At 57.2% G+C, this 14,481-nt stretch carries 14 protein-coding genes; 8 read left to right on the forward strand and 6 right to left on the reverse strand.

Features of this window, described 5'->3' with window-relative positions:
• Positions 1-7: 7 nt before the first annotated feature.
• The 6 genes from dapD to map form a co-directional block, all read right to left on the reverse strand.
• A complete protein-coding gene (gene dapD / locus FHR99_RS00745) occupies positions 8-1,042 on the reverse strand; it encodes a 2,3,4,5-tetrahydropyridine-2,6-dicarboxylate N-succinyltransferase (protein WP_183408632.1) in 1,035 nt (344 codons plus the stop codon).
• A 34-nt stretch (positions 1,043-1,076) separates the two neighbouring features.
• Complete coding sequence (locus tag FHR99_RS00750) at positions 1,077-1,415, reverse strand: arsenate reductase (RefSeq protein WP_183408633.1); 339 nt, start codon at positions 1,413-1,415, stop codon at positions 1,077-1,079.
• Positions 1,416-1,483: 68 nt separating this feature from the next.
• On the reverse strand, positions 1,484-2,137 hold the full coding sequence (gene nth / locus FHR99_RS00755; RefSeq protein ID WP_183408634.1) for an endonuclease III: 654 nt from the start codon (positions 2,135-2,137) through the stop codon (positions 1,484-1,486).
• A 12-nt stretch (positions 2,138-2,149) separates the two neighbouring features.
• A complete protein-coding gene (gene dapC / locus FHR99_RS00760; protein WP_183408635.1) occupies positions 2,150-3,337 on the reverse strand; it encodes a succinyldiaminopimelate transaminase in 1,188 nt (395 codons plus the stop codon).
• Between the two features lie 27 nt (positions 3,338-3,364).
• Positions 3,365-6,028, reverse strand: coding sequence for a [protein-PII] uridylyltransferase (locus tag FHR99_RS00765; protein ID WP_343067311.1), 2,664 nt, complete (start codon positions 6,026-6,028; stop codon positions 3,365-3,367).
• Positions 6,028-6,927: a type I methionyl aminopeptidase gene (map, locus tag FHR99_RS00770; protein ID WP_343067467.1), complete on the reverse strand. Its 900-nt coding sequence runs from the start codon at positions 6,925-6,927 to the stop codon at positions 6,028-6,030. The genes FHR99_RS00765 and map overlap by 1 nt, the downstream gene beginning before the upstream one ends.
• 200 nt (positions 6,928-7,127) lie before the next feature.
• Here map and rpsB point away from each other — a divergent pair, with 200 nt between their 5' ends.
• The 8 genes from rpsB to rseP all read left to right on the forward strand — a co-directional run bounded on the left by rpsB (position 7,128) and on the right by rseP (position 14,430).
• Positions 7,128-7,874, forward strand: coding sequence for a 30S ribosomal protein S2 (gene rpsB, locus FHR99_RS00775; protein WP_183408636.1), 747 nt, complete (start codon positions 7,128-7,130; stop codon positions 7,872-7,874).
• Between the two features lie 110 nt (positions 7,875-7,984).
• On the forward strand, positions 7,985-8,851 hold the full coding sequence (tsf, locus tag FHR99_RS00780; RefSeq protein ID WP_183408637.1) for a translation elongation factor Ts: 867 nt from the start codon (positions 7,985-7,987) through the stop codon (positions 8,849-8,851).
• A 79-nt stretch (positions 8,852-8,930) separates the two neighbouring features.
• Positions 8,931-9,677: a UMP kinase gene (gene pyrH / locus FHR99_RS00785; protein ID WP_183408638.1), complete on the forward strand. Its 747-nt coding sequence runs from the start codon at positions 8,931-8,933 to the stop codon at positions 9,675-9,677.
• The gene (gene frr, locus FHR99_RS00790) at positions 9,674-10,231 is read left to right on the forward strand and encodes a ribosome recycling factor (protein ID WP_183408639.1); all 558 of its coding nucleotides are present in this window, start codon (positions 9,674-9,676) and stop codon (positions 10,229-10,231) included. Before pyrH ends, frr begins: the two co-directional genes overlap by 4 nt.
• 8 nt (positions 10,232-10,239) lie before the next feature.
• Positions 10,240-11,022 (forward strand): polyprenyl diphosphate synthase, encoded by a 783-nt coding sequence (gene uppS / locus FHR99_RS00795; protein WP_183408640.1) that lies wholly within the window; start codon positions 10,240-10,242, stop codon positions 11,020-11,022.
• Positions 11,009-11,851 carry a phosphatidate cytidylyltransferase gene (locus FHR99_RS00800; protein WP_183408641.1) on the forward strand — a complete coding sequence of 281 codons (843 nt, stop codon included), beginning with the start codon at positions 11,009-11,011 and terminating at the stop codon, positions 11,849-11,851. The genes uppS and FHR99_RS00800 overlap by 14 nt, the downstream gene beginning before the upstream one ends.
• Before the next feature lie 27 nt (positions 11,852-11,878).
• Complete coding sequence (ispC, locus tag FHR99_RS00805; protein ID WP_183408642.1) at positions 11,879-13,072, forward strand: 1-deoxy-D-xylulose-5-phosphate reductoisomerase; 1,194 nt, start codon at positions 11,879-11,881, stop codon at positions 13,070-13,072.
• Entirely contained in the window at positions 13,072-14,430 is a 1,359-nt protein-coding gene (rseP, locus tag FHR99_RS00810; protein WP_183408643.1) for an RIP metalloprotease RseP, read from the forward strand. Before ispC ends, rseP begins: the two co-directional genes overlap by 1 nt.
• Positions 14,431-14,481: the final 51 nt, after the last annotated feature.

The following is a 14,481-nucleotide window of genomic DNA, read 5'->3' on the forward strand; positions in this document are numbered from 1 at the left end:
GAAGTGCTTAGTTGTGCGCGTGCAGAGCCTCATTCAGCTCAATCGCTGATTTGTTGGTCAGCACTTCAATCGCACCGGACTTGGAATTGCGACGGAATAGGAGGTCCGATTGGCCGGCCAGATCGCGAGCTTTCACGGTGTTAACCACCTGACCTTTGTCATCCAGCATAGTGACCAGTGAGCCAGCGGTGACATACAGACCTGCTTCGATGGTGCAGCGATCACCTAACGGAATACCCACGCCGGCATTGGCGCCGATCAGGCACTCTTTGCCGACAGAGATGATGACGTTATTGCCACCGGACAGGGTTCCCATAGTAGAAGCACCGCCGCCGAGGTCAGAGCCGGAACCCAGTACCACGCCCGCAGAGATGCGACCTTCGACCATGCCTGGACCTTCGGTGCCCGCATTAAAGTTCACAAAGCCCTCGTGCATGATAGTGGTACCTTCGCCAAGGTAGGCGCCCAGACGCACGCGCGCCGTGTGAGCGACGCGAACGCCGGCGGGTACCACGTAGTTAGCCATTTTCGGGAACTTATCTACAGACATCACTTCCAGTAATTCGCCGTTCAGGCGCGCCTCAAGCTGCCTGTCAGCTAATTCATCAATCGCAACGGCGCCCTGATTGGTCCAGGCGACATTGGGCAGAACGCCAAACATGCCATCCAGTTTAAGAGTGTGAGGTTTGGCCAGACGATGCGACAGCAGGTGCAGTTTCAGATAAACCTCGGGCACAGAGCTGGGGGCTTCATCGGTGCTCAGAACCGTAGCAACCAGCGGTTGTTTGCTGCTGGCCAGCTTGGCACAGGTGGCTGACAGGGCGTCGTCAACACCTTTCAGGGCTTCAGACAGGGCAGTCATTCGCGCCGGATCAAGGTTGATGGCGTGGTTGCCGCCGGTAAAGGCCAGTGCGTCAACCAGAATTCCGGTGACTTCGGCAGAGGGGTTAACCAGTGGCTGGGGGTAGAATACTTCCAGCCAGTCGCCTTTGCTATTGTGGGTGCCGACACCAATGCCAACACTGAAAAGAGAGGATGTCATAGGGGCTACCTTTTCTGTGATTTGAAATGACTGATTAAAAAAACTGTTGATAATCCTTGTCGGAAAATCCCACGTGCACCGTATCGGCCTTCACCAGCACGGGACGCTTGATGAGTGTGGGGTGTTGGGCCAGCAGGCCGACGATGGCATCTTTGCTGTCCGCACTGCGCTCTGCATCGCTGAGCTGTTTCCAGGTGGTGCTGCGCTTGTTCAGCAGCTTGTCGCCGACCGCGTCGTACCAGCCGTTCAGCTCGCTTTTGCTGAGCGGTTCGTCGCGGTAATCGGTAAACGTGTGCTCGATACCTTTCTGTTCCAGCCACTTGCGCGCCTTGCGCACGGTGTCGCAGTTCTTGATGCCGTAGAGTTTGATCATCGGTTTTTCGACTGAGTTCTATGGGATTGCTTACGGGGGGCGAAGAATAGCAGATTGGGCGCAGAAGATCAGGCCTTCAGCGTCACCACGGGCTTTTTGCGGTTGGGGTAGCAGGTGGTGCAGATCTCGCAGGTCAAACCATGACAGCTGCGGGCGGGGCAGTATTCGCGGCCGTAGTAAATAATCTGCAGGTGCAGGGCATTCCAGCTTTCTCTCGGGAACAGCTTTTTCAGGTCGCGCTCGGTTTGGGTGACGCTCTTGCCGGAGGTCAGGCCCCAGCGTTGGGCGAGGCGGTGAATATGGGTATCGACTGGAAAGGCCGGCACACCAAAGGCCTGTGACATCACGACGCTAGCGGTTTTGTGGCCGACACCGGGCAGGGTTTCCAGTGCCTCGAGATCGGCGGGGACTTCACCGTTGTACTTTTCGACCAGTATTTCGGACAGGCGCTGAACAGCTTTGGATTTTTGCGGTGACAGCCCGCAAGGGCGAATAATCTCGCGAATCTCATCGGCGGTTTTCGTCGCCATATCAAAGGGATTGTCTGCGAGTTCAAACAGCGCCGGCGTTACCTGATTCACGCGCTCATCGGTGCATTGCGCTGACAGCAGCACCGCTACCAACAGGGTGTAGGGGTCTTTATGGTCGAGCGGTATCGGGGGCTCGGGGTAAAGCTCCTGCAAGCGCTGGAGAATATAGGCGGCGCGTTCTTTTTTTAGCATGTCGTATCGGGCTTATAAGGATTCAATAAAGCGGCGGATGCGCTGCGCGGCTTCAATGCATTCAGCGGGCTCGGCCACCAAGGCCATGCGAACGCGGTGGCTACCGGGATTGCGGCCATTTACCTCGCGGCTCAGAAAGCTCCCGGGCAATACGGTAACGTGCTGCTGCTCGTAGAGGCGGCGGGCAAATTCCTGGTCGCAGATGGGTGTTTCTGGCCACAGATAGAAGGCGCCATCTGGCGTGGTCACTGGCAGCACCGGATTGAGTATTTCGGTCACGGCCGCAAATTTTTCGCGATACAAACGGCGGTTTTCAATGACGTGGTCTTCATCGTCCCAGGCGCTGATACTGGCCAGCTGGTGTTGAACCGGCATGGCACAGCCGTGATAGGTGCGGTATTGCAGAAAGGCATCGAGCACGCGTGCATCACCGGCGACAAAACCTGAACGCAGTCCCGGCAGGTTGGAGCGTTTGGATAGGGAGTGAAAGACCACACAGCGGTCATAGCCATCGCGCCCCATCTCGGCGGCTGCTTGCAGCAAACCGGCCGGGGGATTGGCTTCGTCGGGATAGATCTCGGAGTAACACTCGTCGCTGGCGATAATAAAATCGTGCTGGTCAGCCAGACGGATCAAATCCTGCAGCTGGGCGACGCTCAGCGTCGCACCCGAGGGGTTGCCCGGGGTGCAGATAAACAATAACTGACAACGCTGCCACTGCTCATCACTGACTTGAGAAAAATCCGGCAGGAAGCCGTTTTCCGCGTCGCAGGCCAGAAACAGCGGTTCGGCGCCGGCCAGAAAAGCCGCGCCTTCATAAATCTGGTAGAAGGGGTTGGGGCTGATCACCAGTGGGTTGCGACTGCGATCTACAATGGCTTGTGCAAAGGCAAACAAAGCTTCGCGCGTGCCGTTGACCGGTAATACCTGCTGTTCTGCATCCAGTGTTTCAAGCTTGAATCGCTGACATACCCACCGGGCAATGCTCTGACGTAGCTCGGGCAGACCTTTGGTTGTTGGGTAGTTGGCCAATCGCGGTAGCTCGCGAGTGATGGTCTCCATCACAAACGCGGGTGATGCGTGCTTGGGTTCGCCAATCGACAGCGCAACCGGCGGCAGGTTTGCCGGAGTGACTCCAGCAAACAGGGCGCGCAATTTTTCAAAGGGGTAGGGCTGGAGTTTCTGTAAATCCGGATTCACTTCTTTATTTCTCGACGTAAGTTCTGGTTACGAATAGCGGGGCTCAGCAGCGGCCTGCTCGTCGAGCTCCTTACAGATGGCGCGTTGAATGTCTTTGCAGAGCTCCGGATCTTTAATCGGTTGCTGCTTTTTGTTGGTGATAAAAAATACGTCTTCTACGCGCTCACCCAGCGTCGCAATTTTCGCCGCCATCAGCTTGATGTCGTATTCATAAAAAATACGACCGATGCGCGCCAGCAGGCCGGGACGGTCGGGAGTGATGACTTCCAGCACCGAGCAGCCCTTGTTGATGTCGGTGGCAATAGTGGTGCGGGTGGGTGTTGAAAACAGCCGCATTTGCCGCGGGGTGCGTTTGCTGATCATTTCCGGGAAGCGATCCGGGTGTTCGATCTGTTCGCGCAGGAAATCCACAATCGCCTTGCAGCGGGCTTCGTCGTCGCCAATGGGCTTGCCGTCTGCGTCGAGCACATAAAAGGTGTCGAGCGAGTAACCGGTGGTGGAGCTGTAGATGCGGGCATCGACGATGTTGAGGTCGAGCTGTTCCAGCGTACCGGCCACTACCGCGAACAGGTTGTCGTGTTCGAGTGTGTGAACAAAAATCTGGGTGGCGCCTTCAAGATCGACATTGCTGCTTTTCTTGACCAGTACCAGCGGTTTGCTCATGTCGTGATGGCGAGCAATGGCGCGGGTATGCCACACCACGTCTTCTGCGCGCTCGCGCATGAAATAGTCTTCGCCGCGATCTTTCCAGATCGCTTTGACTTCGTCTTCCTCAAAGCCGTGATCTTCCAGTCGGCCCATCGCTTCCTGTTGGGTTTCGACAATCCAGTCCTGTTTGTCGATGACGTTTTCCAGACCCCGTCGCAGGGCGCGTTTGGTTTCGGCGTAAAGTTGGCGCAGCAGCGAAGCGCGCCAGGAATTCCATAGGGTGGGGTTGGTGGCGTTGATATCCGCAACCGTCAGCGCGTAGAGATAGTCGAGACGAACCTGCTCACCGACTTCCAGCGCAAAGTCGCGAATCACATCCGGGTCTGAAATATCCTTGCGCTGCGCCGTTGCGGACATCAGCAGGTGTTTCTCCACCAGCCAGCACACCAGATTGGTGTCGCGGTTTGACAGGCCGTGGTTCTCACAGAACTCGCGCGCATCCACCGCACCGAGTGTTGAGTGATCACCACCGCGACCCTTAGCGATATCGTGATAGAGGCCTGCCAGATAGAGCAATTCCGGCTTGTCCATGCGGCGCACAATGCGCGAGGCAACAGGGAATTTCTCTTCGTTGTCCGGGTAGGTAAAGCGGCGCAGGTTTTTCACCAGCTCCATGGTGTGCGCATCGACCGAGTAAATATGAAAGAGATCGTGTTGCATCTGGCCGATGATCTGGCCGAATTCCGGCAGGTATTTGCCGAGCACACCGAAGCGCATCATGCGGCGCAGGGTCAGGGCGACCTTGCTGCGCGAGCGCAGGATTTCCATAAAGAAGCGGCGATTGCGTGGATCGGCGCGGAATTTGTCATCCACCAGTTCGCGGTGATCGCGGATCAGTCGGATGGTCGACGCGCGCACCCCGTCTATAGCGTCGTGCTGGGCCATCAGCACGAAAATTTCCATTAGTGCTGTCGGGGTTTTCTTGAAGACATTTTTGTTGGTGACTTCGATGTGGCCGTTACGCACACGGAAGCGCGGGTTGAGTTCCAGAATGGTCTCGGCTTCACAGGCGCGCAAAATTGCTTCGTCGAAGTGCTGAATCATAAGATCGTTCAGTTCGCCGAGCGCCAGCGCCATGCGGTAATAGCGCTGCATGAAATGCTCCACCGCCAGCCGGGCATCGTCGTCTTCGTAGCCAAAGCGGCCCGCCAGCGTGCGCTGGTGGTCAAACAGCAGGCGATCTTCTTCGCGCTCGCTGAGCATGTGCAGGGCGTAGCGGATCGTCCACAGGTAGTCGCGACCGCGGCGCAGTATCGAGAGATCCTCTTCGCGCAGAAAACCGAGGGGCAACAGTTCGCTAAGGGAGTCCACGCCGTAGTGACGCTTGGCGATCCAGCCGATCATCTGAATGTCGCGCAGCCCTCCGGGGCAGCTTTTGACGTTGGGCTCGAGGTTGTATTCCGAGTTGGCGTATTTGCGGTGACGGGCGATTTGCTCATCCCACTTGGCGCGGAAGAAGTCGCGGCTGGGCCAGATTTTTGCCGGCGTGGTTTCTTCCAGCAGGGTATTGAGCAGCGCTTCATTGCCGATCAGCGTGCGCGATTCCATGATGTTGGTAGCCACGGTGATGTCTTCGCTGGCGACCTTAATACACTGTTTGATGCTGCGAACGCTGTGGCCGATATCGAGATTCAGGTCCCACAGCAGGGCGATAAAGGATTCAAGGGAATCCCGGTAGTCTTCGCTGTTGCCGTTTTCCAGCAGGATCAGGAGATCAACGTCGGAAAAGGGGTGGAGTTCTCCGCGGCCATAACCGCCTACCGCCACTAGCGCGATATCGTCGCCCCATTCATAGAGGCCCCATGCGGCGCGCAGCACATCGTCAACCTTGCTGGCGCGTTCGTGGATAATGTCGCTGATATTGTCTTCGGCAAGAAACCGCTGATCCATCTCTTCGCGATTTTTCTGCAAATACTCGCGAAACAGGGCGATGCGGTCTTTGGGTTTGCTGAGGGTTTGTATCTGGGCGGCCAGTGCGCTCACTACCAGTTTCTCCGGAATTCACTTTCGTCGCTGCGGGCGGTGAGGACTTCCACGCCATCTGCGGTGACGGCCATGGTGTGCTCCCATTGGGCGGACAGGCGGCGATCCTTGGTGGTCACCGTCCAGCCATCTTTCATATTGAGCTTGGTGTGCTTCTTGCCAGCGTTGATCATGGGCTCAATGGTGAAGGTCATGCCTTCTTTCAATACCAGGTCGTTGCGGGCGTTGTAGCCATTGCCGTAGTGCAGCACCTGAGGGTCTTCATGGAAGCCCCGGCCGATGCCGTGGCCGCAGTACTCTTCTACCACCGAGTAATGATTGGCGTGAGCGTGCTTGGCAATGATTGTGCCGATATCGCTGAGGCGAGCACCGGGTTTGACCAGCCGGATAGCCTGATACAGGCATTCCTGGGTGACGCGGCACAGGCGCTTGGCGTGGTCGGGCACGTCGCCGACGTAGTACATGCGGTTGGTGTCGCCGTGCCAGCCGTCCTTGATGACGGTGACGTCGATATTCAGAATATCGCCGTTTTTCAATGGCTTGTTGTTGGGAATCCCGTGGCAGATGACCTCGTTGGGCGAGGTGCAGATGGATTTGGGAAAGCCGTTGTAGTTCAGCGGGGCCGGGATGGCGTCCTGCACGTCCACAATATAGTTGTGGCAGATGGTATTCAGCTCGTCGGTGGTGACCCCGGGCTTGATATATTCCTCAATCATTTCAAGCACATCGGCGGCAAGTCGGCCGGCAATGCGCATTTGTTGGATTTCTTCCGGGGTTTTTATGCTGACATTCATAGGGCTGGCAGGGGAATCCTTGTCTGGAGCCAGAGGCTCCGCGTCCTCAAAAGGCTGGCATTGTAAACCATGCGCTGCCGGCAGGCGATGCTTGTGCGGGCAGATTCTGCTTTCAGTTGCCGGGCGATTATGGTATAAAACGCGCCCTCCGGAACGGCCCTTAGTCGAGCCGGAGGTTAACTTTAACGCCGCCCGTGTCTCGACACATGATCCCGGGTGCTCGCCAACCTTAGTGTTATACGCTTCGGATGTCGGGTTGGGTCATGGGAGATGCGCAAGCAAGAACCCGTAAAAAGGAAAATCTGATGTCACATGTAAGCATGCGCGATATGCTGCAGGCTGGTGTCCACTTTGGTCACCAAACCCGCTTCTGGAATCCCAAAATGGCACCGTATATCTTCGGTGCGCGTAACAAGATTCATATCATCAACCTCGAGCACACTGTTCCCGCCTTCAATGAAGCGCTGGACAAGATTGTTGAGCTTGCAGGTAACCGCAACAAGATTCTGTTTGTTGGCACCAAGCGTGCAGCTGGCAAGATCGTAGCCGAGCAGGCGCAGCGCGCCGGTATGCCCTACGTAAGCCACCGCTGGCTGGGCGGTATGCTGACCAACTACAAAACCATTCGTCAGTCCATCAAGCGTCTGCGTGACCTAGAAGCCCAACAGGCTGACGGCACCTTCGACAAGCTGACCAAGAAAGAAGCTCTGATGCGTCGCCGCGACATGGACAAGCTCGAGCGCTCCATCGGTGGTATCAAGGATATGGGCGGCCTGCCCGATGCACTGTTCGTGATCGACGTTGACCACGAGCGCATCGCTATTCAGGAAGCCAACAAGCTGGGTATTCCCGTTATCGGCATCGTTGACACCAACAGTGACCCCGCTGGCGTTGACTACGTAATCCCCGGCAACGATGACGCGATCCGCGCCATCAAGCTGTACACCACTGCCGTTGCTGACGCAATTGCTTCAACCCGTGCTGATGGCGGCGTGTCTGCCAAAGACGAGTTTGTTGAAGTAGCGGCCGACGACGCAGCCGATCAAGCCTGATCGAGCTGGCAGGCCGAAGGGGCTGCGGCCCCTTTTTTCATGGTCTGAACCGTACACCACTTTGATTAACGGGCTCGCGGCAGGTGAGCCCACTTCCGGAGGAATCTCAAATGGCTGCAGTATCTGCAAGCATGGTGAAGGAACTGCGCGAGCGTACCGGGCTCGGCATGATGGAATGCAAAAAGGCACTGGTTGACGCCGGTGGCGATATCGAACTGGCAATTGAAGAGCTGCGCAAGTCCAGCGGCATGAAGGCGGCCAAGAAAGCTGGTCGTACTGCGGCTGACGGTGTGGTTGCCACTAAAGTTGCTGAAGATGGCTCTTACGGCGTGTTGGTTGAAGTTAACAGCGAAACCGATTTTGTTGCTCGCGACGACAACTTCCTGGCCTTCGTGGGCAAGGTGGTAGACAAGGCGTTCGAGACCAAGCAGGACGACGTTGCTGCGTTGATGGCTGGCGATCTGGAATCTGCGCGTGAAGCACTGGTTCAAAAAATCGGTGAGAACATCTCTGTTCGCCGCGTGATGGTGGTTGCTGCTGAAGCGGGTGCCGTAGGCAGCTACGTTCACTCCAACAACCGCATCGGCGTACTGGTTGCCCTGAAGGGTGGCGACGTTGAAGTGGCTCGCGATGTGGCCATGCACGTTGCGGCAGTTAACCCGCAGGTTGCCAAGCCGGACGACATGCCTGCTGAAATGATTGAGAAAGAGCGTGAAATCTACACTGCTCAAGCTCAAGAGAGCGGCAAGCCGGCTGAAATTATCGAGAAGATGATTGAAGGCCGTATCCGCAAGTTCCTGGCTGAAAACAGCCTGACTGAGCAAGCCTTCGTTAAAGACCCTGACACCACCGTTGGCAAGCTGCTGAAAGGCGCTGGCGCTGACATTCTTGGCTTTGTCCGCCTCGAAGTGGGTGAGGGCATCGAGAAAGAGGAAGTGGATTTTGCGGCAGAAGTGGCCGCGCAGCTAAAAGGCTGATTCCTCTTCCAAAAAATGGGGCCTTCGGGCCCCATTTTCGTATTACAATACGCGCAAAATTTCACAGGGCCGGTTGGGTATGGGCAGTCAGAATCGAGACAAGAAATACAAACGCATATTGTTGAAATTGAGCGGTGAAGCGCTGATGGGCGAGCTGGGCTTCGGGATCGACCCGAAGGTGCTGGATCGCATGGCGCTGGAAATCGGCCAGCTGGTCGGTATTGGGGTGCAAGTCGGCCTTGTGGTCGGCGGCGGCAACCTGTTTCGCGGCGCAGCCCTGAATGCCGCAGGCCTGGACCGGGTCACCGGCGACCATATGGGTATGCTGGCGACCGTGATGAACGGCCTGGCCCTACGCGATGCGTTGGAGCGCAGTAATATCAAATCCCGAGTGATGTCGGCCATTCCCATGAGTGGGGTGGTGGATCACTATGACCGCCGCAAGGCCATCCGTTCGCTGGAACGCGGTGAAGTCGTGATATTCTCGGCTGGCACCGGTAACCCCTTCTTTACCACCGATTCCGCTGCCTGTCTGCGCGGTATCGAGATGGAAGCCAACCTTGTGCTTAAGGCGACCAAGGTAGATGGGGTGTATAGTGCTGACCCTATGAAGGATCCAAACGCCATTAAATACGACCATCTCACCTATGATGAGGTGCTCGATAAAAAGCTGGAAGTGATGGACCTGACGGCCATTTGCCTGTGCCGTGACCACAATATGCCGCTGCGGGTTTTTGCTATGGAGCAAAAGGGCGCACTGCTGAGCATTGTGGTAGGTGGTAAGGAAGGTACGCTGGTAAGCGAATCACAGGAGACAAGTGAGTGATCAACGAAATAAAAGAAGACGCTGCTGAGCGCATGAGTAAATCTGTCGATGTGCTGGGGCAGAACTTCAACAAAATCCGTACTGGCCGGGCTCACCCCAGCCTGCTGGACTCGATCAAGGTTGACTACTACGGCGTGGATTCGCCCCTGAGCCAGGTGGCGAATATCAACGTGGAAGATGCCCGCACGCTGTCGGTAGTTCCCTGGGAAAAGAGCATGGTGCCCGCCATCGAAAAGGCCATCATGAAATCGGATCTGGGTCTGAACCCGAGCACCGCCGGTGCCAATATCCGCATTCCGATGCCGCCGCTGACCGAAGAAACCCGCAAGGGTTACATCAAGCAGGCGCGTCAGGAGGCCGAAAATGCGCGTGTTTCCGTGCGTAATATCCGTCGCGATGCGATTTCTGACTTTAAGGATCTCCTGAAAGAAAAGGAAATCAGTGAAGATGAAGAGCGCAAGGCCTCTGATGATATCCAGAAGCTGACCGACAAATACATCGCGGAAATTGATCGCGAGCTGGCAGAAAAAGAAAAAGACCTGATGGAAATCTGAGCTGCCTCATGAGTTCAGATGACACTCCTCCCGCGGCAGCGGGAGATGTTTCAGTGACGGTGCCGCGTCATGTTGCCATCATCATGGATGGCAACAACCGCTGGGCCAAACGCCATAACCTGAAAGACTACGCCGGCCACAAAGCCGGTGTGGAAACTATTCGCGGTGTGCTCGACGAGTTTCAGAAAGCGGGCGTCGAGATCGTTACCCTGTTTGCCTTCAGCAGTGAAAACTGGAAGCGTCCCTCGGGCGAGGTTACGGCGCTGATGAAGCTGTTTTCCAATTACCTGGACAGTGAAATCCGCAAGTTGAATCAGGATGGGGTGCGGCTGCGCTTTATCGGTCGACGCGACCGGCTGTCTAAGACCTTGCTGAAAAAGATGGATTACGCGGAGCAGGCGACCCGGGCCAACCGTCGCACCAGCCTTAATATTGCGCTGGACTACGGTGGTCAGTGGGATATTGCCAATGCCGCGCGCCAGCTTGCCGAAGAGGTCGCCCGCGGCGAGCGAGCACCGGATTCCGTTACCGAGGAGGCCTTGGCCGAGCGCCTGAGCACCTCACATCTGCCGGACCCGGACCTCTGTATTCGTACCGCTGGTGAGCATCGCCTCAGTAATTTCCTGCTGTGGCAACTGGCTTACGCCGAATACTATTTTTGCGATGCTCTGTGGCCTGATTTCGATGCCGAGCAGGTGCAATTGGCATTGCGCAGTTTTGCCGACCGTGAGCGCCGTTTTGGCGGGCGCCTGGATACCGATCAATCAGACGAGGACCATGAGCGTGCTTAAGCAACGGGTAATTACGGCCATCGCCATTGTGATACCACTGCTAATGGCGCTGGCCTGGCTGGAACCGCTGCCCTTGATGGTGCTGTTTGGCCTGGTGGTAGCCGGCGCGGCCTGGGAATGGTCGGATATGTCAGGTATTGGCAGTGGCGCGCTACGCGGCCTGTATTGTCTGGTGGTGGCTGCCGGTATGGCAGGATTTGCCTTCGAGGCGAACCTGTTGAATGTGATGCCGGATGCCGGGCTGGTACAGGATGCCATGCATGTGGCGGTGATTTTCTGGGCCATCGCGCTGCTGTGGGTAATGGGTTACCCGGGCAGCACCGGGCTCTGGGGCAGCCGTGCCGTAAGGGCCCTGATGGGATTGGTGGTGCTGGTACCGACCTGGGTGGCGCTGTATTACCTGCGATTGCAGGGGCAGGGCGCGCTGCTGATCTTGTATGTGCTGTTGATTGTGGTGGCCGCTGACGTGGGTGCCTATTTTGCCGGGCGTGCCTGGGGGCGTGCCAAGCTGGCAGTCAATGTTAGCCCCAATAAATCCTGGGCGGGTTTCTGGGGCGGTCTGGCGGCAAGTCAGGCCTTGGCGCTGGTGGCCGGTCTGTTCTGGCCAGGCGGTCTGCCGATAGAATTGATCGCCTTTATGCTGCTGTCCGGTGTTGCGTCTCTGGCCTCGGTGCTGGGGGATTTGCTGGAAAGTATGGTTAAGCGTCACCGCGGCATCAAAGACAGCGGCAACCTGCTGCCCGGTCACGGCGGTTTGATGGATCGCGTGGACAGTCTGACTGCCGCGATTCCGGTGTTTACTCTGGGTATGCTGGTCATTGGCTGGTAACTCGAAATAGTGCAGTTAGAGCGAAATATGGAGCAAGTTACCGTACTCGGATCGACCGGTTCGATTGGCGTGAGCACGCTGGATGTGCTGGCGCGTGAGCCAGACCGTTTTCGGGTATTCGCACTGACCGCCAACACCGGTGTGGCAGAGATGCTGCAACAGGTGAAGGCGGTCAATCCGCAATTTGCCGTGATGCGTTGCGAACAGGCCGCCGCTGAATTGCAGCGGGCTCTGGTAGAGAACGGTCATGCTGACACTGAGGTGCTGGCCGGCGAAGACAGTCTTTGCCGGGTGGCCTCGGATGACGACGTTGACGTGGTGATGGCAGCAATTGTCGGTGGTGCGGGGCTGGAGCCCACGCTGGCTGCGGTCAACGCGGGCAAGAAAGTGCTCTTGGCCAACAAGGAAGCGCTAGTCATGGCTGGGCGACTCTTTATGGATGCGGTCGAGGCGGCCAACGCCGTGCTACTGCCCATCGACAGCGAGCACAATGCGATTTTCCAGTGTCTGGATGACGGCAGCCGCCGCGATCTGCCCTCTCAGGGCGTGCAGCGTATTCTACTGACTGGTTCCGGTGGACCTTTCCGGGAAACCCCGGTAGAAGCATTGGCGACCGTGACACCGGATCAGGCCTGTGCCCACCCGAACTGGTCCATGGGGCGCAAGATTTCCGTCGATTCAGCCACCATGATGAATAAAGGTCTGGAGCTGATTGAGGCCTGTTGGCTGTTTGATACGCCGGCGTCGAAAATCGATGTGGTGGTTCATCCGCAGAGCATTATTCACTCGATGGTCGAGTACATCGACGGTTCGGTGCTGGCTCAGATGGGTAACCCGGATATGCGCACCCCCATTGCCCATGCGCTGGCCTGGCCCCAGCGGATGCCCTCCGGTGTTGGCAGCCTGGATTTGATCGCTCAAGGTCGGCTGGATTTTCAGGCGCCTGATGAAGTGCGCTTTCCCTGCCTGCGACTGGCCCGCGAGGCGGTAGAGCGGGGTGGTACTGCTGCCGTGCTCTTGAATGCGGCTAACGAAGTGGCTGTTGCGGCCTTTCTCGAGGGCGGTCTAGACTTTGTTGCGATACCGGAAGTGATTGAATCAGTGATGAATTCTATTCCCTTGGTTGAACCGAACAGCCTCGATGCGGTCAAACTGGCGGATCGGGAAGCCCGTGCCGCCGCAGAACGCGAAGTACAGCGCAGGCAATCAGAGAAGCACTAATGCTGGATACCCTACAGACACTGCTCGCCTTCGTCGTCACCCTCAGTATTCTGGTGGCGGTGCATGAATTTGGCCATTTCTGGGTGGCCCGCCGCTGCGGCGTCAAAGTGCTGCGGTTTTCCATTGGCTTCGGCAAGCCGCTGATCAGCTGGCGCGATCGCCATAATACCGAATTCGCCGTCGCCGGCATTCCGCTGGGCGGTTACGTCAAAATGCTGGACGAGCGCGAGGGTGAAGTGGCCCCCGAAGAGGCCCATCTGGCCTTTAACCGGCAATCTCCCTCAAAACGCATTGCTATTGCCGCGGCCGGTCCGCTGGCGAACTTTATTCTGGCTGTGCTGGTGTACTGGCTGTTCTTCATGGGTGGCACTCAGGGGGTTGCGCCGCTGGTAGGCGGGGTTGAAGAGGGCTCTCTGGCCCAGAAAGCCGGTCTGGTTGCTGGTCAGGAAATCGTCTCTGTCGATGGCAAGGCCACGCCGACCTGGGAGCAGCTGAATATCCGCCTGCTGGAGCGGGTTGGAGAGAGTGGTGAACTGTCTATTGCCGCCAAGTATCCGGAATCCGATCTGATATACGAATCCACCGTGATCCTCGACGGCTGGATGCAGGGCGTTGCTGAGCCTGATCCCGTGGCGGGTTTGGGGCTGGAGCTCTACCGCCCGAAAGTCGATCCGGTGATTGAGGAAGTGGTTGCAGACAGTGCCGCCGAGCGTGCGGGCATGCAGGCCGGCGATCGTCTGCTGGCGGCTGATGGTCAGGTTATGGATGACTGGATGACCTGGGTGGACTACGTCAAGGCGCGCGCCGATACGCCGATTGCGCTGGAATACGAGCGCAACGGCGTGGTTGAAACCACCGAAATTACTCCTGCCGGGCGCGATATGGATGGCAAGCGCGTCGGTTTTGTCGGTATGGCGGTCGTGCCGCCGCCACCGCTGCCGGAAAAGTGGTTTCGCGAGTACCATTACGGCCCGATCGAGGCCTTTATCGCGGCCAGCCACAAGACGGTGCATATGAGCGTTTTCACCGTTGAGTCCATCTATAAAATGATTACCGGGCTGCTCTCGCCAAAAAACTTGAGTGGGCCCATAACCATTGCTAAAGTGGCCGGCGCCTCGGCCGAGTACGGCCTGTCAGCCTGGCTGAATCTGCTGGCGCTGCTTAGCATCAGTCTGGCTGTCCTCAATCTGCTGCCCGTGCCTGTGCTTGATGGCGGACATATCGTCTATGGCCTGATTGAGCTTGTATCCGGGCGCCCGGTTACCGAAAAAGTACAGATGGTGGCCAATCAGGTCGGACTGGCGATGGTGGTCTGTCTGATGGTTTTTGCCCTGTATAACGACGTATTGCGTCTGTAAGCCGCAGGGCTTTCAGAATAATGAGTAAGTTGCTGCCGCGTTTTGTCGGTA

The organism is Litorivivens lipolytica (assembly GCF_014191715.1).
GTDB classification, from domain to species: domain Bacteria; phylum Pseudomonadota; class Gammaproteobacteria; order Pseudomonadales; family Spongiibacteraceae; genus Litorivivens; species Litorivivens lipolytica.